The sequence below is a fragment of the Paenibacillus artemisiicola genome, from assembly GCF_017652985.1.
GTDB classification, from domain to species: domain Bacteria; phylum Bacillota; class Bacilli; order Paenibacillales; family Paenibacillaceae; genus Paenibacillus_Z; species Paenibacillus_Z artemisiicola.
This window is the reverse complement of record NZ_JAGGDJ010000035.1, coordinates 1-23191: the sequence shown is the minus strand read 5'-3', so window position 1 is coordinate 23191 and position 23191 is coordinate 1. Positions and strand designations below refer to the sequence as shown.

Below are 23191 nucleotides of genomic sequence, written 5' to 3'. Positions count from 1 at the left end.
TGATTCAATAAAGAAAAGCCCTTATCGAAAATTCGAAAAAAGAGCATGTTTCTGACAGTCAGCCTTCTACGCACACCACAACCCGTAAAAGTCTCATATCAAGTAATTTTGACCCAAAATGTAAACATTATACGTCAAATTCGCTACTTTTATACGTTTAAAATAGCGCTTGACATTTTAGTCGGCTAAAGAGATTGCGCCCATTTTAATGCTGACATTTTATAATGATACCACATCAGCGCTAGCGAGTCAACAAATGATTCTAGCTGCCTATTGTTCTTTGCGAGCCCTATAGATGCGGTACCCTTTTTCTTTCGTAACCTCTTCCACGTTCCCGAATACGGCTTTAAGCTTCGCTTCCGCAGAGGGCGCCCCCTGCTTCTTCTGAATGACGACCCACATGAATCCTCCCGGATTCAGCAATGCGGCTCCATCTTCGAAAATCCGATGCACGACCTCTTTGCCTGCCCGAATCGGCGGATTGGTGATGATCGCATCGAACGTCCGGTCAAGCACGCGCTCGAACAGATCGCTTTGCATGGCGGCCGCATTCGAAATGCCGTTCAGCCTGATATTCTCGTTCGCTAGCGCAACCGCGCGCTCGTTGATGTCGATCATCGTCACTTGGCCAGCCGGTGCCAGCTTTGCCGCGCTAATGCCCATAGGTCCATAGCCGCATCCGACATCCAGTATCCGGTCCCGTTCGCCGAACTCCACCGCTTCGATCAAAACCCGGCTGCCGAAATCGATGCCCGTCTTCGAGAAGACGCCGGCGTCCGTCACGAATCGTAACTTATGGCCGCGCAGCACGGTTTCGAGCTGCTGACGATCATGCTTCGTGCCTGGCGACTGCGTATAGTAATGATCCGACATGCTACTCCTCCTGGTTCCGCCGGCTTGCCGTTCTCATAAGGAAACCCCTTGAAGCAATCGCTCCAAGGGGTTTGCCGCCGATAAACGGTGATTACTTCACTTCTACGGAAGCGCCAGCTGCTTCGAGTTTTTCTTTAACAGCTTCAGCATCCTCTTTGGATACTTTTTCTTTGATCGGTTTAGGAGCGCCGTCAACAAGGTCTTTCGCTTCTTTCAGGCCGAGACCCGTGATTTCGCGAACGACTTTGATAACGTTGATTTTGGAAGCGCCGGCGTTGTTCAGGATGACGTCGAATTCGGATTGCTCTTCGACAACGGCAGCTGCCGCGCCGCCAGCGAATGCTACAGGAGCTGCAGCCGTTACGCCGAATTCTTCTTCGATTGCTTTAACCAGGTCGTTCAGTTCAAGAACGTTCATGCCTTTGATGGCTTCCAAGATTTGCTCTTTGCTCATGAGATAAACCTCCAATAATTTGTTTTAAGTTGGGTATTGCGATTCTCCGGCTAACCGGAGCCGTAATTAAGCTTCTTGCTTCTCCGCAACGGCTTTAACCGCAAGGGCGAAGTTGCGCATAGGCGCTTGAAGCACGCTGAGGAGCATGGAGAGCAAACCTTCGCGGGACGGCAGATCCGCCAACGCTTTGATTTGTTCCGCGCTGAATACTTGACCTTCCACGACGCCGCCCTTCAGTTTCAGAGCGTCGTTCTTCTTAGCGAAGTCAGCCAGGATTTTGGCTGGTGCAACTGCGTCGTCCTTGCTGAACGCGACAGCCGTAGGGCCGGCCAGAACGGCATCCAGCTCACTCAGTTCCGCATTTGCAGTCGCACGGCGAACGAGCGAGTTTTTCAGAACTTGGAACTCGACGTTAGCTTCGCGCAGTTGTTTACGCAGTTCCGTTACTTGCGCAACGTTAAGACCGCGGTAATCGGCTACGACCGTGCTGGAGCTCTCGCGAAGCTTCGTCGTGATTTCCGCGACGGCCTGCTCTTTACCTTGAATGATTTTTGCGTTTGCCAAAATGTACACCTCCCGTTATGTTGTCGACATCCCGATGTTGCAGCGGATTCCTTCCCCGCGATGCATGAGAAAGGCCCCCGCAGACAGTGCGAAGGCCATGATGGTCCGTTACCCGCACACCCGATGGGTGGGCGTACAAACACGTTTATCATAACACCTCGGTAGGAAATTAAGCCGGTCGGCACCTACTGTCTTCGGTATGCATATTCGATTCTGAAATTTCCGTAAATCGCTTAGCGGAACGAAGCGGCATTCAGACGAGCGCCTGGTCCCATCGTCGAAGAAACGGAAATGCCTTTCAGGTAAACCCCTTTTGCTGCAGCCGGCTTAGCACGGTTCAGCGCGTCGATCAGCGTCTTCAGGTTTTCGTTCAGCTTCTCGGAGTCGAACGAAACTTTGCCGATCGGCGCATGGATTTGACCTGCGCGATCAAGACGGTATTCAATCTTACCGGCCTTGATTTCTTGGACGGCTTTCGTAACGTCGAACGTTACGGTACCCGCTTTAGGGTTAGGCATAAGGCCTTTACCGCCGAGGATACGGCCGAGCTTACCAACTTCGGCCATCATGTCCGGAGTCGCGACGCAAACGTCGAACTCGAACCAGCCTTGTTGGATTTTCGCGATTACGTCAGCATCGCCGACATAATCCGCGCCTGCCGCTTCCGCTTCTTTGGCTTTGTCGCCTTTCGCGAAAACGAGAACGCGTTTCGTTTTACCCGTACCGTGCGGGAGTACTACGACGCCGCGGACGGCTTGGTCTTGCTTCTTAGGGTCTACGCCCAGACGCACGGCAACTTCGACGGTTTCGTCGAACTTTGCGGTAGCGGCTTTCTTCACGAGTTCGATCGCGTCGAACGACTCGTACGTAGCTTCGGCGTCAATCACCTTGAGGGCTTCTTGATATTTCTTGCCGTGTTTAGCCATGTGAAAATCTCCTCCTTGTGTGGTAATAACGGAAATCCTCCGGCACTCCGGAGTCCCTCCCACCCGGCCGAACGAGACGTTCCGCCGGACAGACAACGCACTCTAGCGTGTCTAAATAGCGCGTCCCGAAGTTTAGTCTTCGATGACGACGCCCATGCTGCGCGCCGTACCTTCAACCATGCGCATTGCTGCTTCGACCGAAGCCGCGTTGAGGTCGGGCATTTTTTGTTCCGCGATTTCGCGAACGACGGAACGCTTAACCGTAGCGACTTTCTTCTTGTTCGGTTCGCCGGAACCTTTAGCGATCTTAGCGGCGACGCGAAGAAGAACTGCTGCCGGCGGCGTTTTCGTTTCGAACGTGAACGAACGGTCCTCGAATACCGTGATGACAACCGGAATGATGAGACCCGCTTGATCAGCCGTACGAGCGTTGAACTCTTTACAGAACGCCATGATGTTAACGCCTGCTTGACCCAGGGCCGGACCGATCGGCGGAGCCGGATTCGCTTTGCCTGCTGGAACTTGCAGTTTGACCAACTTGATGACCTTCTTTGCCATTGTGAACACCTCCTTGCCGTAGTAATCACATGCTTAAGCGTCGGAAACCAGGTTTATTATACCTTCTCCACTTGGCCGTAATCCAGCTCAACCGGCGTTTCCCTGCCGAACATGTTGACATGAACCTTCAGCTTGCTCTTGTCGAGGAGAATTTCTTCCACCGTGCCGACAAAATTAGCGAATGGCCCGACTTTGACACGCACCGTTTCCTTCAAATCGAATTCGATTTTCGGCTTCGGCTCTTCCATGCCCATATGTTTCAAAATCTGATCCACTTCATCAGGCAAAAGCGGAGTAGGTTTTGAACCTGAGCCCGTTGAACCGACGAATCCGGTTACGCCCGGAGTGTTGCGAACGACATACCAAGAATCATCGGTTTGAATCATTTCGACGAGGACGTAGCCGGGGTAAACTTTACGCATGACGGTTTTTTTCTTGCCGTCCTTGTCTACCACTTCTTCCTCCATCGGAACGAGCACGCGGAAGATTTTGTCCTCCATGCCCATCGATTCAACACGTTTCTCGAGGTTCGCTTTCACTTTGTTCTCATAACCCGAGTAGGTGTGTACAACGTACCATCTTTTCTCCATCATTTCCATAACAAGCCACCCTTGGCCCCTTCTTAAACAATCAGTTCGACCAATGCGGAAATTCCGATGTCAAGCACCCAAAAATAAATTGTGACCGCTATAATCGTGAAAAACACCACGAGGGAATAGCTTGTCAATTCCTTGCGGCTTGGCCACCGGACTTTCTTCAATTCAGCGAAGCTGTCGGTGAAGAAGGAAAACGTCGATCCGAAGCTCTGCTTCAGCTTAGCTAAAAATGCCACGTCCACACCTCCAAAGTGACCTATCGGGTTTCGCGATGAGGAGTATGCTCGTTACAATACTTGCAAAACTTCTTCATCTCGATACGGTCAGGGTGATTCCGTTTGTTCTTGCTGGAAGCATAGTTTCTTTGTTTGCAGTTCGTGCAAGCCAACGTAATAATTACCCGCATTGTCGACACCTCCCAAACTAAACATAGATAAAGGTTTAAGCGCTGTATGTGAAACTAGCCTGATTGACCCATAATAAAAAAAGACCTATTTAGGGCTACCAAAACACTTTATCACAAGCAATAGGGAGTGTCAAGGCAAAACAACCGTGCCTTGTACTGGCAGCGATGGCCGGTTTCTTCCTCCGGACAACCCGGCAGCGCGCGAGGCGAAACTCGCAAACTGTCGAACTTCATGCGTTGGATCACGTCCCGCGGCACCTCTCTATCAGCTTGGCAAACGTCCATTTCGGCACGAGGCAGCAGCGCAAAGAAACGAAAAATTTCCTTCTTCGTCTTATCCAGTATCGTCACCGGACGAAGGTTTCAAACCCCGAAAGGCCTTCCCATTAAATAAAAAAAAGAGCCTCTGCCGGCTCTTGGCTAACGCGTTAAATCCCGATATTTCGGACTTCCAGGTATCGCTCGAGCTTTCGCTTCACGCGCTGCAGCGCGTTATCGATGGACTTCACATGACGATCCAAGTCGACGGCGATTTCCTGATACGACTTCCCGTCCAAGTAGAGCATCAGCACCTTGCGTTCCAGGTCGCTCAGGATCTCGGACATTTTGTCTTCCAAGCCGACGAACTCTTCCTGGTTGATGATCAGCTCTTCCGGGTCCGACACCCGCGTTCCGCAGATGACGTCGAGCAGCGTGCGGTCGGAGTCTTCATCGTAAATGGGCTTGTCCAGCGAAACGTACGAATTCAGCGGAATATGCTTCTGCCGCGTGGCCGTCTTGATGGCCGTGATAATCTGCCGCGTGATGCACAGCTCGGCAAAGGCTTTGAACGATGCCAGCTTGTCTCCCTTGAAGTCCCGGATCGCTTTATACAGCCCGATCATGCCTTCTTGGACGATGTCTTCGCGATCGGCCCCGATGAGAAAATAGGAACGCGCTTTGGCCCGGACAAAGTTCTTATACCGATTAATCAAATACTCCAATGCTTCGCCGTCGCCGTCGCGAACCAGATCGACAACGTCCTCGTCCGTTTTGCAGTCATAGTCCAGCGTTTTCCATTCTCTGAGGTCGATGCTCACGAACAATCCCTCCGGCTCGAAAGGCATGAATGCCCCGTAACTTCAGCAGCGCAATGATTAACCGGCCCGCAGCGCGCAATCGGCAGATCGTGTTCGCCAAAACCGGCGAAACCGCTTCTAGCAGCAATCTCCGTTCAGAAACATAGACTTAGTATACATTACGTAACCTTGAACCGTCAATGACGATCATGCCGAGATCCCGCTAATTATCTAGCAAATTTGGGATTTCACGCCTAAAAAACAGGTTCTCGCGTCACTTATGATTACCCGAATTTAACACAAGGTTAACATTAACTTTTTCCCCTGCGAAGCTTCTCGAGTTTCATGCGCACGTCCATGCTCAAGTTCCCGTCGAGCTCGTTGCGCACTTTGTTCCGCTGCTCGACGACTCTCTGCTCGATCGCCTTGCGGTTCTGCTTGATTTCGATCAGCAGCTCGCGGGCGGAGATGCGCAGCGCGCCTTTGCCGAACGCCACGTGCTGCTCCACCAGATCCGACGTCGCCACGTGGATGTTCCGGCTTCGCATGGCAAGGTCCGAGGCCAGCCGCTCGATGCAGGCGTCCGCGGTTTCCCTCTCCTTCGTATACACGACCGTCAGCCTGTGCTGCTTGAACGTCGAACCGACGCCCGGCACCTGATGCGCGTCGAATACGACGATAACCGTCATTCCCGTGAAACCTTGATAGTCCGCCAGCAACTCGAGCAGCCGGTCGCGCGCGTCCTCCAACTCCTTGTCCCGCAGGGCGGCCAGCTCCGGCCAAGCCCCGATCATGTTGTACCCGTCCACGAGCAGGACGTCGTCGCGCCGCTTCACGGTTACTTGCCGAGGCCGAGACGCTGCCGCAGCACTTCGTACATCAGCACGCCGGCCGCGACGGACGCGTTCAGAGAGTTCAACTGGCCGTGCATCGGAAGCTTGATCAGAAAATCGCACTTCTCGCGGATGAGGCGGCCGATGCCCTTGGCCTCATTGCCGATGACGACGGCGAGCGGCATGTCGAATTTCATGCCCGACGCGAACACGTCCCGCTCCGCGCCGACGTCCGCGCCCGCGATCCACACCCCCGCTTCCTTCAGCTTGTCGATCGTCTGCGCCATGTTCGTGACCCGCGCGACCGGCACGTACTCCACGGCGCCGGCCGACGTCTTGGCGACAGTCGCCGTGAGCGACGCGGACCGCCGCTTCGGAATGACGACGCCGTGCACGCCCGTGCATTCCGCCGTCCGCAGAATCGAGCCGAGGTTATGCGGATCCTCGATTTCGTCGAGCAGCAGGAAGAACGGCAGTTCGCCGCTCTCCTTCGCCCGCGCGATCAGCTCCTCCACTTCGAAATACCGGTAGGCCGCGGCCTGGGCGACGATCCCTTGATGGTTCGCGCCCTCGACCAGCTGGTCCAGCTTGCGCTTGTCGACGACCTGAACGATCAGGCCCGCTTTCTTCGCCTCCAGCATGAGCGGCTGGGCGCTCTTCTGCGCCTGCTCGGTAACCCAGATCTTATTGATTTCCCGTCCGGAGCGCAGCGCCTCCATGACGGGATGCCTGCCCGCGATCCATTCCTGCGTTTGTTCTTCATGCTCGCGCATCTTGATTCTCCTTCGTTGTGCCGCCGTCCGCCGCTTCGTCCGTTTCGCCGAAAGCGATCGCCATCAGCTCGCGCAGACGTTCGACCTGCTTGCCGTAATAGAGGTAGCCGACGAGGCATTCCAGCGCCGTCGCCTGTTTATAGTGAGCGGGATCCGCGTTCTTCGGCATCGTGCCGGACTTCGCGTTGCGTCCCCGCCGCACGATGTCCGCTTCCGCTTCCGTCAAATGCGGCCGCCATTTCTCCAAAATGTGAAACTGCGCCTTCGCCGACACGAACTGCGTCGCCTCCCGGTGCAAGTGGTGCGGCCGATGGTTGGGCAGCGAGATCAGGTACTGCCGCACCAACACTTCATAGACCGCATCGCCGATATACGCGAGGACGATCGGGTTCACGAGGCCGATCGGCTTCGTCGGCTCGTGAAACCAGAGATGCGGCCCTTCCGATGGTCCGCCCGTCATTTGCGCTTCCAGCGGATGCCCTGGGGCGTGTCTTCCAGGACGATCCCTTGCGCCGCGAGCAGGTCCCGGATCTCGTCCGCCCGCTTCCAGTTCTTCGAGGCGCGCGCCTCCGTGCGCTCCACGATCAGCGCGTCGATCTCCGCGTCCAGCAGCTCTTCGTCGGCGCCGAGCAAACCGAGCACGCGATCGAACGCTTCGAACGCCTCCAGCAGCACCCGCACCGACTCCGGCGACACGACCGGGCGCTGCAGCAGCTGGTTCGCTTCGCTGACGAGGTCGAACAGCGCGGTGATCGCGTCCGGCGTGTTGAAATCGTCGTCCATTTTGGCGTTGAACCGCGCCTTGATCTCCGTTATGCGCGCCTTCAGCGCAGCCAACTCTTCGCCCGCCGGGCATACCGCCGTTTCCAGCCGGTGCTTCAGGTTCGAGACGGAGTTGGCGATGCGCTCGATGCTGTTCTGCGCCTGCTCCATCGTCTCGTCGTTGAAGTTCAGCGGGCTCCGGTAATGGCCGGACAGCATGAAGTACCGGATGACCGCCGGCTTGAACCGGCTGAGCAGCTCCTGCACCGTAATCCCGTTGCCGAGCGACTTGGACATTTTCTCGTTGTTGATGTTGATGAAGCCGTTATGCATCCAGTAGTTGGCGAGCGGCTTGCCCGTCAGCGCTTCGGACTGCGCGATTTCGCACTCGTGGTGCGGGAACTGCAGGTCGTGGCCGCCGCCGTGGATGTCGAGCGTGTCGCCCAAATATTTGCGCGCCATCGCGGAGCATTCGATATGCCAGCCCGGACGCCCCGGTCCCCATGGGCTCTCCCATTTGATTTCGCCGGGCTTCGCCGCTTTCCAGAGGACGAAATCCTGGCCGCTCTCCTTGCGCTCGTCGACGCCGATCCGGATGCCCAGCTGCAGCTCCTCCAGGTTCTGGTGCGACAGCTTGCCATAGTCCGGGAAGCTGCTCGTGCGGAAGAACACGTCGCCGCCGTTCTCGTACGCATGCCCTTCGGCGACGAGCTCGGAGATGAACGTGATGATCTCCGGAATGTTCTCGGTCACCCGCGGGTTAAACGACGCTTTGCGGATGCCGAGACCTTCGATGTTTTCCTTGAAGGCGGCGATGAACCGCTCGGCCACGTCCGGCACCGTCGTGCCCAGCTGCTCCGCCTTGCGGATCAGCTTATCGTCGACGTCGGTGAAGTTGACGACGTAATGCACGTCGTAGCCGATCGACTCCAGGTACCGGCGCACGACGTCGAAAAAGATCGCCGGGCGCGCGTTTCCGATATGGATATAATCATAGACCGTCGGTCCGCAGACGTACATGTTCACTTTACCCGGGGTCAGGGTCTTGAAATCTTCCTTCTCGCGCGTCATCGTATTATAAATCCGCAACGTCATGTTCTCGTTTCTCCTCCAGCTACTGCGTGTTTATGTTTTTCCGGCCGTTCGCGCAGCTCCGATTCCAGCCGCTCGAGCCGTTCCTGCTTGTCGCGCCGCTCGCGCTCGAGCTCCGTCCGCAGCTCCGCCACTTCCTTCTGCATCGCGCGCAGCATCTCGACCACGGGGTCCGGCAGCTGGGCATGATCGAGCCGGTCGCTGACGCGGGCGCCGTTGCGCTTGACGATCCGTCCCGGGATGCCGACGACCGTGCTGCTCTCCGGCACTTCCCGCAGCACGACGGAATTCGCGCCGATGTTCACATTGTCTCCAACCTTGAAGGAGCCTAGAACCTTCGCGCCCGACGCGATGACCACGTTGTTGCCGATCGTCGGATGGCGCTTGCCTTTCTCTTTTCCCGTTCCGCCGAGCGTGACGCCTTGATAGATGATGACGTTATCGCCGATTTCGCACGTCTCCCCGATGACGACGCCCATGCCGTGGTCGATGAACAGCCGCTCGCCGATCCGCGCGCCGGGATGGATTTCGATGCCGGTGAAGAACCGGCTCGTTTGCGAAATAATCCGCGCGAGCGTAAACCACTTGCGTTTGAAAAAGGCGTGCGCGATCCGATGAGCCCAGATGGCGTGCAGGCCCGAATACGTGAAGACGACCTCGAATATGTTCCTCGCGGCGGGATCGTTCTCCAGCACCGCCTGGATATCGGATTTCATCGAACGCAGCAAGGTCAAGCCCCCCTCTCTATCTCGCCTGGATGACAAGCTCTCTCCCCTAGCCGAAAAAGGTAAACAAAAACGCCCCCGCAGCCCAAAACGGGCTGCAGAGGCGTACTCCTACGCGGTTCCACTCTGCTTCGCGCCGCCAAGGTACAGCCTGGCACGCGCGATCTCGGTTCGTCCGTAACGGGGACGACGGCGTCGTCTTCCACCCTGCCGGCGGCAGTTCGAAGACGCGGCTCCCAGGCGCAACGTCCATTTCCGAAAATCGGCGACTTCCAGCCGATCGCGGGGAGCGCCCGAATGCGCGGCTCCGTGCGAAAGGTCGCCATCTCTGGAATTTTCGATTGAAATGCACGATCCTGTTCCTTGCCTTATGCATCTAAAGGGCGATGGGTTCGAGCTGCGAATAAGTACTTCAAGTATAGCCCACCGCCCCGGAACTGACAAGTGGCCGTGCGCCTTGCGGGCACTATGGCCGCACAGTTTCAGCCCAGACGGGCCGCGAGCCGCTCCACCGCCTTCGTCCGGCCAAGCAGGACGATGGTCGCATTCAGGTCGGGACCATGGGTCTGGCCCGTCAGCGCCGCGCGGATCGGCATGAACAGCTGCTTGCCCTTGAAGCCCGTCGAGGTCTGCACCGTCTTGATCGCGGCCTTTACGCCGTCGACGGTGAACTCTTCCAGCGTCTTGACCTGCTCCAGGAAGGCGCCAAGCACGGCCGGCACTTGCTCCTCGCCCAGCACGGCCGCCGCGTCCTCTTCGTCCGCTGGCTCCGGCAGGAAGAACAGCTCCGTCAGCGGCACGATCTCGGAAGCGGAGCGCAGCTTATCCTGATACAGCGCGACCAGATCGTTCACCCACGCGCGCTGGCTCTCGGACAGCATGCCGGTGACGCGGCCCGCGGCCGCCAGATGCGGCAAGCACAGGTCCACGACGCGGGAGAGCTCCGTCTTCTTCATGTATTCGTTGTTCATCCAGGCCAGCTTGTTCGTGTCGAACAACGCCGGACTCTTGCTCAGCCTGCTCGCCGTGAACGCCGCGATAAGTTCGTCCTGCGTGAAAATCTCCTGCTCGCCTTCCGGCGACCACCCGAGCAGCGCGATGAAATTGAACAGCGCCTCCGGCAAATACCCGAGCTTGTCGTACTGCTCGATGAACTGAATGATGGACTCGTCGCGCTTGCTCAGCTTCTTGCGGCTCTCGCTGACGATCAGCGTCATGTGGGCGAACTTCGGCGGCTCCCAGCCGAACGCTTCATAGATCATGAGCTGGCGCGGCGTGTTGGAGATATGGTCCTCCCCGCGCAGCACGTGGCTGATGGCCATTAAGTGATCGTCCAGCGCCACGGCGAAGTTATAGGTCGGAATGCCGTCCTTCTTCACGATGACGAAGTCGCCGATGCCGTCGGACTCGAAGCTGATTTCGCCTTTGACCATGTCGTTGAACGCGTAGGTCTTGCCTTCGGGCACGCGGAAACGAATGCTCGGGATCCGGCCTTCCGCCTCATAGGCCGCCTGCTGCTCCGCCGTCAGACTGCGGTGCTTGCCGGAATAACGCGGCATCTCGCCGCGAGCGGTTTGCTCTTCCCGCTCCTGCTCGAGCTCTTCTTCCGTGCAGTAGCATTTGTAGGCGAGTCCGCGGCCGACCAGGTCCTGCCAGTATTTCTCGTAGATGTCGAGCCGTTCCGTCTGGCGATACGGGCCGTACCCGCCGCCGATATCGACGCTCTCGTCCCACGTGATGCCGAGCCATTTCAAATACGTCAGCTGGCTTTCCTCGCCGCCCGCGATGTTCCGCTTCACGTCGGTGTCTTCGATCCGAATAATGAATTTCCCGCCGAGATTGCGGGCGAATAAATAATTGAATAAGGCCGTCCGGGCATTCCCGATATGCAGATGCCCCGTCGGCGACGGCGCATAGCGCACCCTGATTTGATCGCTCATGACCTCTCGTTTCCTCCCATCATCGCTTTGTATTGCTGAATCATAGCATAACTTTCGCGAGGCAGACAACCGCTTGCGCGGCGATTCCTTCGCCCCGGCCGGCGAAACCGAGCTGCTCCGTCGTCGTCGCTTTGACGTTGACCTGGCCGCTCTCTTCCGCCTCGAGCGCGCCCGCGATGACGTCGGCCATTTGCGGGATGTACGGCGCCATCTTCGGCTTCTGCGCGATGATCGTCGCGTCGACGTTGCCGAGCTTGTAGCCCCGCTCCTTCGCGAGCCCCCACACGTGACGCAGCAGCTTCAGGCTGTCCGCGTCCTTGAACGCGGGATCCGTGTCCGGAAAATGCTTGCCGATGTCGCCGAGGCCGAGCGCGCCCAGCACCGCGTCGCTGATGGCGTGCAGCAGCACGTCGGCGTCGGAATGGCCGAGCAGCCCCCGTTCGTACGGAATCGTCACGCCTCCGATGATGCACGGGCGTCCCTCCGCCAGCTGATGCACGTCGAATCCTTGCCCCACTCGAATCATACGTCCGTCCCTCTCTCCCGCGAACGGCTTGCCAGCAGAAATTCCGCGTACGGCAAATCGTCCGGCGTCGTGATTTTGATGTTCGTGTAATCCCCTTCGGCGACCGACACCGGCACGCCGAGCCGCTCGACCGCCATCGCGTCGTCGGTGCCGACGAACCGGTCCTCCTCGGCCTTGCGCAGCCCCCGTTCCAGCAAAGAACGGCGAAAAGCCTGCGGCGTTTGTATCGCCCACAAGCTTCGCCGTTCGGGTGTCGCGGTGATGACGCCGTCTTCGTTCACTTGCTTGATCGTATCTTTCACGGGCACGGCCAGCACCGCGGCCTCCGTCGCCATCGCCTTCGCCATGCATCGCCGCACGGCCTCCGGCGCGACGAACGGCCGGACGCCGTCGTGCACCATGACCCAATTGACCTCGCCGCCCAGCGCCGTCAGCCCCCGCCGCACGGAATGCTGACGCTCGCCGCCGCCCTCCAGGACGGAGGAGATTTTATGCAAGCCGTACGCGTCGGCGAACGCCTCGCAGCGTTCGATATCCGGCCGTCCGACGACCAGCGCGATCTCCGCGATTTCGTCCATCGCCTGGAACGTCTCCAGCGTATGGACCAGGATGGGCTTGTCCCGCAGCAGCAGATACTGCTTGCTCTCGGGCGTCCCCATCCGGGTGCCACGGCCCGCCGCCACGACGACGACGCCCCATGTTGCCTTTGCTTCCGCCATGCCTCTACCGCCCCGCCGTAAACTTCGATGTCCCGGAGAACCGCCAGGCGCCCCGCCCGGACATCATTCGTATACCATCATACCGCGTTACAGCGCTTTTTCCAACAGCTTCGGCTTCGCGAAAATCATTCGGCCCGCGGACGTCTGCAGCACGCTCGTGACCAGCACTTCCATCGTCGTGCCGATATAGTCCCGGCCGCCCTCGACGACGATCATCGTGCCGTCGTCCAGATAAGCGACGCCTTGGCCGTGCTCCTTGCCGTCCTTGATGACCTGGACGACGATCTCTTCGCCGGGCAGCACGACCGGCTTCACGGCATTGGCGAGATCGTTGATGTTCAGCACGGACACGCCCTGCAGCTCGCACACCTTGTTCAGGTTGAAGTCGTTCGTGACGACTTTGCCGTGCAGCGCCTTGGCCAGCTTCACGAGCTTGCTGTCCACTTCGCCGTCTTCCATGTCGCCCTCATAGATGAGTACCTTGACGTCCAGCTCTTTCTGAATCTTGTTCAAAATGTCGAGCCCGCGGCGTCCGCGGTTGCGCTTGAGCAGATCCGACGAGTCGGCGATGTGCTGCAGCTCCTCCAGCACGAATTCCGGTATGACCAGCGTGCCTTCGATAAAACCCGTCTTGCAAATATCCGCGATCCGGCCGTCAATGATGACGCTCGTATCGAGAATCTTATGCTCCTCGTACGTGCTCTCTTCTTCAGCTTTCGACGGTTTCGAGGCGCGCTCCGCGAACGCCGCGAGGGTCTGCGCCAGCTCCTCGCGCTTGTTCAGGCCGATCCGCATCCCGGCGTAGCCGAGGAAGGCCGTCAGCGCCACCGGAATGAGCAGCCACGTGCCTTCGAGCCCGGAAAGCGCCGGGTACAGCAGCGCCGCGAGCGCCAGGCCGCCGAGCAGCCCCGCGCCGCCCGAGAACAGCTCGCCCGTCGGCATGGCGGACGCCTTGTCCGCGCCCTGCTCGATCCATTTGGCGAGCGGTCCCGCCATTATCGTCGCGAGCGCCAAGCCGCAGGCCGCGCCGATGCCCACGCTCATGTAATAGCTTCCCGAATGCTGCATAATGCCGTTCGCGGGCGCCGCCCAGCTTAGTCCGCCGTTCACGGAGCCGAATAGCTGCGCCCCCATGACGCCGCCAAACCATAGCCCGATTCCTTGAATCATTCGTTTCATCATATAAATCCACCTCCACTACCAATTATGTTCCAATTTCTGTCACGTTAATCGCGCGGAGGCGGGGAATGCATTAGAAATTATTAACTTGCCTTCCGGACGGGACAAAATGCGGAAATCCGTTTTGAAATGATCCCCCGAGAGGCTTATAATGGTACCAAAGCAACCCATTCCTGAAATGAGGTGGATACGATGAACGCACCAACGTTGGAGCAATTCCAGCAGCAAGTATCCGAACTGCTGCTGCGTCATCGAAGCTTGCTGGACGTTCTGTCCAAATACGGTCAATCCGGCGCTTCCGTGAATCGCGCCGTCGCCAAAGCCGTCACCGAATGCGGGTGCATCGAGCTCAATGCCCGCAAGCAGCCGTACGAAGACGATTTTAACCTGGAGAAGGCCAAACGCAAGCTGCACCACCACATCTCCGGCGAGCTTTGCGAGCACTGCAAAGAAGCTATCCAGAACGAACTGGGCCGCAACCTCTTTTATATGTCGGCCATGGCCAATCTGCTCGACATCAAGCTGGACGACGTCATCGAGCGCGAATCCGACAAGTGCAGCACGCTGGGCCTGTTTAATTTAACGTAGAGCGCAAACCCATCTGCCGGCCGAACCGTTCGCGCTCGGCCGGAAACGACGAAAGACCGCCTGGTTTCTCCCGAAGGAGAAGTCAGGCGGTCTTCTTTTGTTCGCGCGGGTTAGGCGCTGTGTTCCCCGTTGACCGCGGCTTCCTCTTGAAGCTGATTCTCGAGCCGGCGTTTCCGCTTTTTATTCGGGAGACGGCGATCAACGTTTTTTTTTAAGCCGTACAGCGCGTAGAGCACGAGCGGCACGAAAATGATTTTGGACAAGTGGTGCGGAAACAGAATGCCCAGGCCGACCGCGATCGCGACGATGATGGGGACGACCCAAATCGCGTTCTTCGGAATGCCCAGCTTCTTGAAATTCGGATAGCGGATCGTGCTGACCATCAGGAACGACAGCACGAGCGTGCTCGCCATCAGAACGGACAGCGCGATGTCTTTGTGGAACAAGGCCAACGTGGCCAGCACGCCGCCGGCCGCCGGAATCGGCAGTCCGATGAAGTAGCCCGGCATGCCGGACACGACGTTGAACCGGGCCAGACGGAGCGCTCCGCAAATCGGGAACAGCGCCGTGATGATCCAAGCCGGAGCCGGATTCAGTTCTTGGAAGGCCACGCTATACATAATGAACGCCGGAGCCACCCCGAAGGATATGACGTCCGAGAGAGAGTCCAATTCTTTACCGAATTCGCTTTGCGCGTTCAGCGCCCGCGCTACCCGCCCGTCGACGCCGTCCATCAGCATGGCGATGATGACCATCATCGCGGCCAATTCCGGCTTGGCGTTATCCGGAAAGACCAATATAACGGCAATAATGCCTAAAAACAAATTCGCCACCGTAAAAAGACTCGGTATCGACTTCGTGATCATTTGCTCCACCTCATCTTTACTATGCCCCAAAACCGACCGTCGCAGTAATGAAGGGCAATCTTGTGAAAAAAGCTTCGAAATCGAAGCTTCATCAACGGCAAGGCGTGAATTGTAAGTTGTACCCAGCTTCTGGCTGCATTCCCCCATTGTATGGGATTTAAATTTGTCTGTCAATGAACATCTGCTCTTGAATCCGCTTCAAGCCTTCCTTGATCGCCCGCGCGCGTACCTCTCCGATCCCGTCCACGGCGTCCAATTCTTCGATCGTGGCCATGAGCACGTGCGGCAGCGTCCCGAACTTTTCGACCAGGTTGCTGATGATGCCCGCCGGCAGGCGCGGGATGCGGCTGAGCAAGCGGTATCCGCGGGGCGCGACCATCTCCTCGGCAGACGCGTTGATGCCGCCGTAGCCCAAGGTTTTCAAGATTTGCGGCAGGTCGAGGAGCTCTTCCGACGTGAGCTTGCGGATATTCGTGCGAATGTCCTTCACGCGGTCTTCGTTGGGATCCTTGGCGTAATCCTTCAGCAGGAACCACGCCTCCTCTTCCACGCCGCCGACCAGTTCATCCATTTGCATGCTGATCAGCCGGCCTTCCGTGCCGAGCTCGTTCACGTAGCGCTTGATTTCCATTTTGACGCGGATGACCATCTCGACGCGCTTGATGACGTGCGCCACTTCCTGCAGCGTGACCATTTCCTCGAACTCCAGCGCCGACAGGTTCGTGAAGGATTGGCCGAGCACCGCTTTGTATTTCTCGAGCGTCTGAATCGCCTGGTTGGCTTTCGTCAGGATGACGCCCATTTCCTTCAAGGAGTACCGGAACTGACCCTGGTACAGCGTAATGACGTTTCGCCGCTGCGAGATGGACACGACCAGCTTGCCCGTCTGCTTGGCCACGCGCTCCGCCGTCCGGTGCCGGATCCCCGTCTCGCTGGACGAAATCGAGCTGTCCGGAATGAGCTGCGTGTTGGCGTACAAGATCCGCTTGCGGTCCTCGCTCAGAATGATGGCGCCGTCCATCTTGGCCAGCTCGTACAGATAGTTCGGGGAGAAGTCGCAGTTGATGGAAAATCCGCCGTCGACCACTTCCATCACTTCCGGACTGTAGCCGACCACGATGAGCGCCCCCGTCTTCGCCCGCAGGACATTGTCGAGCCCTTCGCGGAACGGCATGCCGGGCGCGACCATCTGGAGCAGCTGATTGACCATTTCGGCCTGGTTCGTCTCTTTCACATCGTTTCCCCCCTTTATCCGAATGCCGCGGACAGCGCTTCTGCAACCGTCTCGACGCCGATGATTTCGATCCCTTTGGGCGGAGTCCACCCCTTCAAGCTCTTCTTCGGCATGATCACGCGTTTGAAGCCGAGCTTCTGTGCTTCTTTCACCCGCTGCTCCGCGCGCGAAACCGCGCGCACTTCGCCCGTCAGCCCGATTTCGCCGAAAAACACGTCGAACGGCCTCGTCGGCGCGTCCCGGAAACTCGATGCGATGCTGACCGCCGCGGCCAGGTCGACCGCCGGCTCATCCAGCCGGATGCCGCCGGCGACATTCAAATACGCGTCCTGCGTCTGGAGGAACATGCCCATCCGCTTCTCCAGCACCGCGACGATCAAGGTCATGCGGTTGTGGTCAATGCCTGTCGCCATCCGTCGCGGCGAGGGGAAATTCGTCGTCGCCACGAGCGCCTGCATCTCGACGAGAACCGGCCGCGTGCCCTCCATGCTCGCCACGACGGTCGAGCCCGAGACGCCCATCGGCCGCTCGGACAGGAACAGCTCGGACGGATTGTTGACTTCCCGCAGCCCCTCCTCGACCATTTCGAAGATGCCGATCTCGTTCGTGGACCCGAACCGGTTCTTCACCGCCCGGAGCAGCCGGTATGTATGATGCCGCTCGCCTTCGAAATAAAGCACGCAGTCCACCATGTGCTCGAGCATCCGCGGACCGGCGATGGCGCCTTCCTTCGTGACGTGGCCGACGAGCACCGTCGCGATGCCTTTGATCTTCGCCACCCGCATGAAATGCGCCGTGCACTCCCTTACCTGCGAGACGCTCCCCGGCGCGGACTGTACCTGCGGATCGTACACGGTTTGGATAGAGTCGATGACGAGAAAATCCGGATTCACCGACTCGATCGCGCCGTTAATCTGCTCCATGTTCGTTTCGCAGAGCACGTACAGCGTATCCGACAGCGCGCCGAGGCGGTCGGCTCGAAGCCGCGTCTGGCGGACGGACTCCTCGCCGGAGATGTACAGTACCTTCAGCTTCTTGGAAGCCAGCGCATGCGACGTTTGCAGCAGCAGCGTCGATTTCCCGATCCCGGGATCCCCGCCCACGAGAATGAGCGAGCCCGGCACGACACCGCCGCCGAGTACGCGGTTGAGCTCTTGGTTGGACGTCTCGATGCGCTTCTCTTGACCACTTTCTATATGTATGATAGGTCGCGGCTTTTCTTTCGTCTGAATGAGCGTCGAGCCCATTCCTTGCGTCTTGACCACCGTTTCCTTCTCTTCGACCATCGTGTTCCACTGCCCGCAGCCGGGGCATTTGCCCATCCATTTGGGCGATTCGTTGCCGCATTCGGTGCATGCGAACTTGGTTTTAAGTTTTGCCATGAGCGGCTCCTTATGCAAAAGACGTATCATTAAAAGTTTACCATTTCTAACGGTGCGATTAAACCTAAAATTACGCTAAAAAATACCCCTCGCCCCCGCCGGGGCGGGAAGCAAGGGGTATTCGCCGAACGTTTTATTTCGTAGCCGGTTCTTCCGTAGCGGGCGCGCTGTCGGCATGCGTGACCGTCAACTCGCCGTCTTTCTCGTCGATGATGAGCGTATGGCCCTTGGTGATCTTGCCGAGCAGCAGATCCTCGGACAGCCGATCCTCGATATGCTTCTGAATCGCTCTGCGCAGCGGACGCGCGCCGTACTGCGGATCGAAGCCTTCTTTCGCCAGGAACGCCTTCGCGGCGTCCGTGAGCGTGAAATCGACTTCTTGTTCGCGCAGCCGTTTGCGCAGCTCCTCGGACATGAGCGTCACGATTTGCGCGATATGCTCTTGCTCCAGCGAGTGGAACACGATCGTCTCGTCGATCCGGTTCAGGAACTCCGGACGGAAGCTTTTCTTCAGCTCCGCCAGCACCTTCTCCTTCATGATGTTGAAGTCGCGGCCCGCATCCTGGGCAGCCGTGAAGCCGAGCGAGGAATTGCGCTTGATTTGATCCGCGCCGACGTTCGACGTCATGATGATCAGCGTGTTGCGGAAGTCGACGACGCGGCCCTTGGAATCCGTCAGGCGGCCGTCTTCCAGCACTTGCAGCAGGATGTTGAACACTTCCGGATGGGCTTTCTCGATTTCGTCGAGCAGCACGACCGAGTACGGTTTGCGGCGGACTTTCTCCGTCAGCTGGCCGCCCTCTTCGTAGCCCACGTAGCCCGGAGGCGCCCCGACCAGCCGGGACGTGGAGTGCTTCTCCATATACTCCGACATGTCGATGCGGATGACCGCGTTCTCGTCGCCGAACATCGCTTCCGCAAGCGCGCGGGCGAGCTCGGTTTTGCCGACCCCGGTCGGGCCGAGGAAGATGAACGAGCCCATCGGGCGCTTCGGATCCTTCAAGCCGGCGCGGGCTCTGCGGATGGCGCGGGATACCGCTTTGACCGCTTCGCTTTGGCCGATGACGCGGTCATGCAGAATGTCTTCCATCTTCAGCAGACGCTGCGTCTCTTCTTCAGCCAGCTTCGATACCGGGATGCCGGTCCAGCTCGCCACCACTTGCGCGATGTCTTCCGGCGTCACTTCGGAATCCGTGCGGCCCTGCTTTTCTTTCCATTGGTTCTTCGTGACGTCGAGCTCCTCGCGGATCTTCTGTTCCGTGTCGCGGAGCGCGGCCGCTTTCTCGAACTCTTGGCTTTGAACGGCGGAGTCCTTTTCCTTGCGGATGTCTTCCAGACGGTTCTCCAGCTGTTTGAGATTAGGCGGTACCGTGTACGATTTCAATCTTACTTTGGAGCTCGCCTCGTCGATCAAGTCGATCGCTTTGTCCGGGAGGAAGCGGTCCGTGATATAACGGTCCGACAATTTCACGGCTTGCTCGATGGCTTCATCCGTGATTTTGACCCGGTGATGCGCTTCGTAGCGGTCGCGAAGGCCGTGCAGGATTTGAATCGCTTCTTCCGGCGACGGCTGATCGACCGTAATCGGTTGGAACCGGCGTTCCAAAGCGGCGTCCTTCTCGATGTATTTTCGATATTCGTCCAGCGTCGTCGCCCCGATGCACTGCAGCTCGCCGCGGGCAAGCGCCGGCTTCAGGATGTTGGAGGCATCGATCGCGCCTTCCGCGCCCCCTGCGCCGATCAGCGTATGCAGCTCGTCGATGAAGAGCACGATATTGCCGGCTTGACGAATTTCGTCCATGATTTTTTTCAAACGGTCCTCGAACTCGCCGCGATACTTCGTGCCGGCCACGACGGAGCCCATATCGAGCGTCATGACGCGCTTGTCGCGAAGCGTCTCGGGAATTTCGCCGGCGATGATCTTCTGAGCCAGACCTTCGGCGATGGCCGTTTTACCGACGCCGGGTTCCCCGATCAAAACTGGATTGTTTTTCGTTCTGCGGCTGAGCACCTGAATAACGCGCTCGATTTCTTTGCTCCGGCCGATAACCGGATCCAAATTGCCGTCTTTGGCATAGGCCGTCAGATCGCGCGCGAGTCCATCCAACGTCGGCGTGCTGACATTGGACGGCGCCCCGTGATTGCTGGACACCGCTTCGCTGCTGCCGAGCAGCTGCAGTACTTGCTGGCGAGCCTTGTTCAGGCTAATGCCGAGATTATTGAGGACGCGGGCAGCGACGCCCTCGCCTTCGCGAATCAGGCCGAGCAAAATATGCTCCGTCCCGACGTACGTATGACCCAACTTGCGCGCTTCGTCCATCGACAGCTCGATGACCTTTTTCGCGCGTGGCGTATACGCGATATTGGTAGGCTGCTCTTGGCCGCGGCCGATAAGCGTTTCGACTTCGTCCTGAATCTTCTCCAGACTCAATCCGAGCCCGATCAGCGCCTTGGCGGCGATGCCTTCGCCTTCCCGGTTCAGGCCGAGCAAGATATGCTCCGTCCCGATATTGTTATGGCCGAGACGAACCGCTTCTTCCTGCGCCAATGCGAGCACCTTCTGCGCGCGTTCGGTAAATCTTCCAAACATCATGTTCACACACCCCCATGATCGGATTGACAAGAATTCAACTGCTTGCGTATAAGTTCCGCACGCCGGACGTCCCGCAGCTCAGGCGACATCTTCTCATGAAACACCTGCTGCAGAAAACCCGGTTGCGTTAATACCATCATTTCGTTCATCGCTTGCGGCGTAACGTCCGGAATCAAACCCAAGTCGATGCCGAGCCGCACGTCCGACAGCCGCTGCGACGCTTCCTTGGAATCCATGACCATCGCATGGGACAGGATGCCGTACGAACGTCTTACGCGATCCTCGATCCGGATGCGGGATTCCTGCAGCAGACGCTGCCGCGCCGCCCGTTCGTGCTCGATGATTTGACGGACGACGTTGTGCAAGTTCTCGATGATTTCCCCCTCGGACTGGCCGAGCGTAATTTGGTTCGAAATCTGAAACAGGTTGCCCGTCGCTTCGCTGCCTTCGCCGTAAATCCCCCGGACCGCCAGCCCCACTTGCGTGATCGCCGACAGGATGCGGTTGATTTGCTGCGTCAGCACCAGCCCCGGCAGATGCATCATCACCGAAGAGCGGATGCCCGTTCCGACGTTGGTCGGACAGCTCGTTAAGTACCCCCTGCGTTCGTCGAACGCGTAATCGGTTGCTTCTTCAAAAATATCGTCAATGCGGCTGGCCAGTCCCCAAGCTTCCTTGACTTGGAATCCCGGGTACAAACACTGGATCCGCAAATGATCCTCTTCGTTCACCATGATGCTGACGGCTTCGTTCTCGCTGAGCATCACCGCGCCGCTGCGCGACTCGTTGGCCAAGTTCGGGCTGATCAAATGCTTCTCGACGAGCACCCTTCGCTCTAGCTCGCTGAGCTGCGAAAGCTCGATCGTCTCGAAACCGCCGATTTCCCGAAGTTTGCCGTTCTTAGCCACGGCGGTGAGCTTCTCCATCACGTCCTGCGCCTGCTGCTTGGTAGCCAGCATCGGGAACGGATGTCCCGACAAGTTGCGGGCGATGCGAATTCGGCTGCTGATGACGACGTCCGAGTCGGGACCGTTGCCCCTCATCCAGTCGCTCAGCGCTTCATCGACATAAGACCGCTTCGACACTTCGAATCACCTTCCTACCCGTGCCTTTCCTCTGCGTCGGCCGAATCGCGTTCCAGCTCGCGAATCCGGTCCCGGACTTTGGCCGCGTTTTCGAAATCCTCCTGCTCGATCCGCGTCTGCAAATCGCGTCGGAGTTCTTCGATCTCGCGCTTCACCTGGATTTTCACGCCGGCCCGCTTTGGAATTTTGCCGACATGCGTCGTATTGCCATGCACCCTTTTCAAGATCGGGTCCAGCTTGCTGCCGAATTGAGCGTAGCAGTTGCTGCAGCCGAACCGGCCCATTTTACTGAATTGCGTATACGTTAATCCGCAGTTGTCGCAGCGGAGCTGTTGGGCCTGCTTAGCGCCGATGCCGTTCACGCCGCCACCGCTCTGCTCGAAGTCGAGCAGGCCGGACAACAAGCTGTGGATGGAGAATCCGTTGGCGGTGCCGGGAATTCCTTCGCCCCGTTCACGCGCGCAAGATTCGCAAATATGGAACTCCGTCTTCTCCCCGTTCACGATTTTCGTAAAATGAAGCGTAGCCGGCTTCTTCTCGCATTCCTGACAAAGCATTCCGCACTATCCCTCCTCTTGCAAGGCTGCGCAGCCTACTTCATGAGCAGCGTGACCAGCATCGCCCGGAGCAGCCGGGCCCGGATTTCGTCGCGCAGCGGGAGCTTCACGGCCAAGGAGTCGCGCGACATCGCCGCCCGAAGCAAGTTCGCTTCCCTGCGGGTGATGTGCTTGCCTTCCTCTAGCTGATAAATAACCCCTTCCGCCGTATCCTGGTCCACTTGCTCGCCGATCGTTTGCACGAGGTGTTCCTGGAGGGCGGACAGCGTAGGCAGCTCCACGCGTTGGATGCGGATGTAACCGCCGCCGCCGCGCTTGCTTTCGACGAAATAGCCTTTCTCCAGCGTGAAACGGGTGCTGATCACGTAATTGATCTGGGACGGCACGCAGGAGAAGCGGTCCGCCAAGTCATTGCGCTGCAGTTCAACCGCACCGCCGGGGCTTTCCTTTAGCATATGCTTCAGGTACTGCTCGATGAGATCGGAAATGTTGCGCATTTCGCCAACCTCCCTAAATTGCCCAAAACCCTTCGGTCAAGAAATCATAATTCTCGAAGTATTTAGTCAAATTGACTTTGACTTTCTTTGACCTTAATTTTATTATACGCAATTTTCCCAAAAGGTCAAGCGGGTTCCTGCAATCGAATGATTGCCCTGACCTTACTAGCTTTGGGCGGATTCAGTTCATTTATACGCGGAGAGGAGGCATATCCACAACATTCCGAACCGTTTCTGACTTACAGCCACAATATGATTACCCGCATAGAAAAGATTGTTAAACAACAAAAAACCGACTGCTTTATGCAGTCGGTTCATCGTGCTTGGCAACGTCCTACTCTCCCAGGACCCTGCGGTCCAAGTACCATCGGCGCTGGAGGGCTTAACGGTCGTGTTCGGGATGGG

General features: G+C 58.0%; 26 protein-coding genes, 1 rRNA gene and 1 other annotated feature. Of the genes, 1 reads left to right on the top strand and 26 read right to left on the bottom strand.

What is annotated here, in order from left to right; translation table 11 throughout:
* Positions 1-270 precede the first annotated feature (270 nt).
* The 18 genes from I8J29_RS25385 to I8J29_RS25300 form a co-directional block, all read right to left on the bottom strand.
* Positions 271-873 carry a class I SAM-dependent methyltransferase gene (locus I8J29_RS25385; protein WP_208850208.1) on the bottom strand — a complete coding sequence of 201 codons (603 nt, stop codon included), beginning with the start codon at positions 871-873 and terminating at the stop codon, positions 271-273.
* Positions 874-964: 91 nt separating this feature from the next.
* A complete protein-coding gene (rplL, locus tag I8J29_RS25380) occupies positions 965-1327 on the bottom strand; it encodes a 50S ribosomal protein L7/L12 (RefSeq protein ID WP_090649041.1) in 363 nt (120 codons plus the stop codon).
* A 66-nt stretch (positions 1328-1393) separates the two neighbouring features.
* Positions 1394-1891, bottom strand: coding sequence for a 50S ribosomal protein L10 (gene rplJ / locus I8J29_RS25375; RefSeq protein WP_090649036.1), 498 nt, complete (start codon positions 1889-1891; stop codon positions 1394-1396).
* Positions 1892-1949: 58 nt separating this feature from the next.
* Positions 1950-2107: a sequence feature (ribosomal protein L10 leader region), on the bottom strand.
* Between the two features lie 17 nt (positions 2108-2124).
* Positions 2125-2817 carry a 50S ribosomal protein L1 gene (gene rplA, locus I8J29_RS25370; protein WP_090649033.1) on the bottom strand — a complete coding sequence of 231 codons (693 nt, stop codon included), beginning with the start codon at positions 2815-2817 and terminating at the stop codon, positions 2125-2127.
* Positions 2818-2949: 132 nt separating this feature from the next.
* Positions 2950-3375, bottom strand: coding sequence for a 50S ribosomal protein L11 (gene rplK / locus I8J29_RS25365; protein ID WP_090583195.1), 426 nt, complete (start codon positions 3373-3375; stop codon positions 2950-2952).
* Between the two features lie 56 nt (positions 3376-3431).
* Positions 3432-3965 carry a transcription termination/antitermination protein NusG gene (gene nusG, locus I8J29_RS25360; protein ID WP_090649179.1) on the bottom strand — a complete coding sequence of 178 codons (534 nt, stop codon included), beginning with the start codon at positions 3963-3965 and terminating at the stop codon, positions 3432-3434.
* 32 nt (positions 3966-3997) lie between these two features.
* The gene (secE, locus tag I8J29_RS25355) at positions 3998-4207 is read right to left on the bottom strand and encodes a preprotein translocase subunit SecE (RefSeq protein ID WP_090649027.1); all 210 of its coding nucleotides are present in this window, start codon (positions 4205-4207) and stop codon (positions 3998-4000) included.
* A gap of 20 nt (positions 4208-4227) precedes the next feature.
* Complete coding sequence (rpmG, locus tag I8J29_RS25350) at positions 4228-4377, bottom strand: 50S ribosomal protein L33 (protein WP_090583192.1); 150 nt, start codon at positions 4375-4377, stop codon at positions 4228-4230.
* A gap of 428 nt (positions 4378-4805) precedes the next feature.
* Positions 4806-5456 (bottom strand): RNA polymerase sporulation sigma factor SigH, encoded by a 651-nt coding sequence (sigH, locus tag I8J29_RS25345; RefSeq protein ID WP_090649176.1) that lies wholly within the window; start codon positions 5454-5456, stop codon positions 4806-4808.
* A 290-nt stretch (positions 5457-5746) separates the two neighbouring features.
* Positions 5747-6271: an NYN domain-containing protein gene (locus I8J29_RS25340; RefSeq protein WP_208850207.1), complete on the bottom strand. Its 525-nt coding sequence runs from the start codon at positions 6269-6271 to the stop codon at positions 5747-5749.
* Positions 6272-6273: 2 nt separating this feature from the next.
* Positions 6274-7041, bottom strand: a complete 768-nt coding sequence (gene rlmB / locus I8J29_RS25335) for a 23S rRNA (guanosine(2251)-2'-O)-methyltransferase RlmB (RefSeq protein ID WP_208850206.1) — start codon at positions 7039-7041, stop codon at positions 6274-6276.
* Complete coding sequence (locus I8J29_RS25330) at positions 7028-7501, bottom strand: Mini-ribonuclease 3 (protein ID WP_208850205.1); 474 nt, start codon at positions 7499-7501, stop codon at positions 7028-7030. Before I8J29_RS25330 ends, rlmB begins: the two co-directional genes overlap by 14 nt.
* The gene (gene cysS / locus I8J29_RS25325) at positions 7498-8898 is read right to left on the bottom strand and encodes a cysteine--tRNA ligase (RefSeq protein WP_208850204.1); all 1401 of its coding nucleotides are present in this window, start codon (positions 8896-8898) and stop codon (positions 7498-7500) included. Before cysS ends, I8J29_RS25330 begins: the two co-directional genes overlap by 4 nt.
* Positions 8895-9611 (bottom strand): serine O-acetyltransferase, encoded by a 717-nt coding sequence (gene cysE / locus I8J29_RS25320; RefSeq protein WP_090649173.1) that lies wholly within the window; start codon positions 9609-9611, stop codon positions 8895-8897. Before cysE ends, cysS begins: the two co-directional genes overlap by 4 nt.
* A 491-nt stretch (positions 9612-10102) precedes the next feature.
* Complete coding sequence (gltX, locus tag I8J29_RS25315) at positions 10103-11560, bottom strand: glutamate--tRNA ligase (RefSeq protein ID WP_208850203.1); 1458 nt, start codon at positions 11558-11560, stop codon at positions 10103-10105.
* 40 nt (positions 11561-11600) lie between these two features.
* Positions 11601-12086, bottom strand: a complete 486-nt coding sequence (ispF, locus tag I8J29_RS25310; RefSeq protein WP_208850202.1) for a 2-C-methyl-D-erythritol 2,4-cyclodiphosphate synthase — start codon at positions 12084-12086, stop codon at positions 11601-11603.
* The gene (gene ispD / locus I8J29_RS25305) at positions 12083-12805 is read right to left on the bottom strand and encodes a 2-C-methyl-D-erythritol 4-phosphate cytidylyltransferase (protein ID WP_208850201.1); all 723 of its coding nucleotides are present in this window, start codon (positions 12803-12805) and stop codon (positions 12083-12085) included. The genes ispF and ispD overlap by 4 nt, the downstream gene beginning before the upstream one ends.
* A gap of 87 nt (positions 12806-12892) precedes the next feature.
* The gene (locus I8J29_RS25300; protein ID WP_208850200.1) at positions 12893-13987 is read right to left on the bottom strand and encodes a PIN/TRAM domain-containing protein; all 1095 of its coding nucleotides are present in this window, start codon (positions 13985-13987) and stop codon (positions 12893-12895) included.
* A 189-nt stretch (positions 13988-14176) separates the two neighbouring features.
* Here I8J29_RS25300 and I8J29_RS25295 point away from each other — a divergent pair, with 189 nt between their 5' ends.
* Positions 14177-14572, top strand: coding sequence for a nucleoside triphosphate pyrophosphohydrolase family protein (locus I8J29_RS25295; RefSeq protein ID WP_208850199.1), 396 nt, complete (start codon positions 14177-14179; stop codon positions 14570-14572).
* Between the two features lie 110 nt (positions 14573-14682).
* Here I8J29_RS25295 and pssA read toward each other — a convergent pair whose 3' ends face one another.
* From pssA to rrf, 8 genes are all read right to left on the bottom strand, one after another.
* Positions 14683-15438, bottom strand: coding sequence for a CDP-diacylglycerol--serine O-phosphatidyltransferase (pssA, locus tag I8J29_RS25290; protein ID WP_208850198.1), 756 nt, complete (start codon positions 15436-15438; stop codon positions 14683-14685).
* 157 nt (positions 15439-15595) lie between these two features.
* Positions 15596-16672 carry a DNA integrity scanning diadenylate cyclase DisA gene (gene disA / locus I8J29_RS25285; protein WP_090648997.1) on the bottom strand — a complete coding sequence of 359 codons (1077 nt, stop codon included), beginning with the start codon at positions 16670-16672 and terminating at the stop codon, positions 15596-15598.
* Positions 16673-16686: 14 nt separating this feature from the next.
* The gene (radA, locus tag I8J29_RS25280; RefSeq protein ID WP_208850197.1) at positions 16687-18054 is read right to left on the bottom strand and encodes a DNA repair protein RadA; all 1368 of its coding nucleotides are present in this window, start codon (positions 18052-18054) and stop codon (positions 16687-16689) included.
* A 133-nt stretch (positions 18055-18187) separates the two neighbouring features.
* Positions 18188-20647, bottom strand: coding sequence for an ATP-dependent protease ATP-binding subunit ClpC (clpC, locus tag I8J29_RS25275; RefSeq protein ID WP_208850196.1), 2460 nt, complete (start codon positions 20645-20647; stop codon positions 18188-18190).
* Positions 20648-20649: 2 nt separating this feature from the next.
* Positions 20650-21732 carry a protein-arginine kinase McsB gene (locus I8J29_RS25270; protein WP_208850195.1) on the bottom strand — a complete coding sequence of 361 codons (1083 nt, stop codon included), beginning with the start codon at positions 21730-21732 and terminating at the stop codon, positions 20650-20652.
* Between the two features lie 14 nt (positions 21733-21746).
* Entirely contained in the window at positions 21747-22289 is a 543-nt protein-coding gene (locus I8J29_RS25265) for a protein-arginine kinase activator protein McsA (RefSeq protein WP_090648987.1), read from the bottom strand.
* 35 nt (positions 22290-22324) lie between these two features.
* Positions 22325-22786 (bottom strand): CtsR family transcriptional regulator, encoded by a 462-nt coding sequence (locus tag I8J29_RS25260; RefSeq protein ID WP_208850194.1) that lies wholly within the window; start codon positions 22784-22786, stop codon positions 22325-22327.
* Positions 22787-23107: 321 nt separating this feature from the next.
* Positions 23108-23191 (bottom strand): 5S ribosomal RNA (gene rrf, locus I8J29_RS25255); the annotation flags it as partial.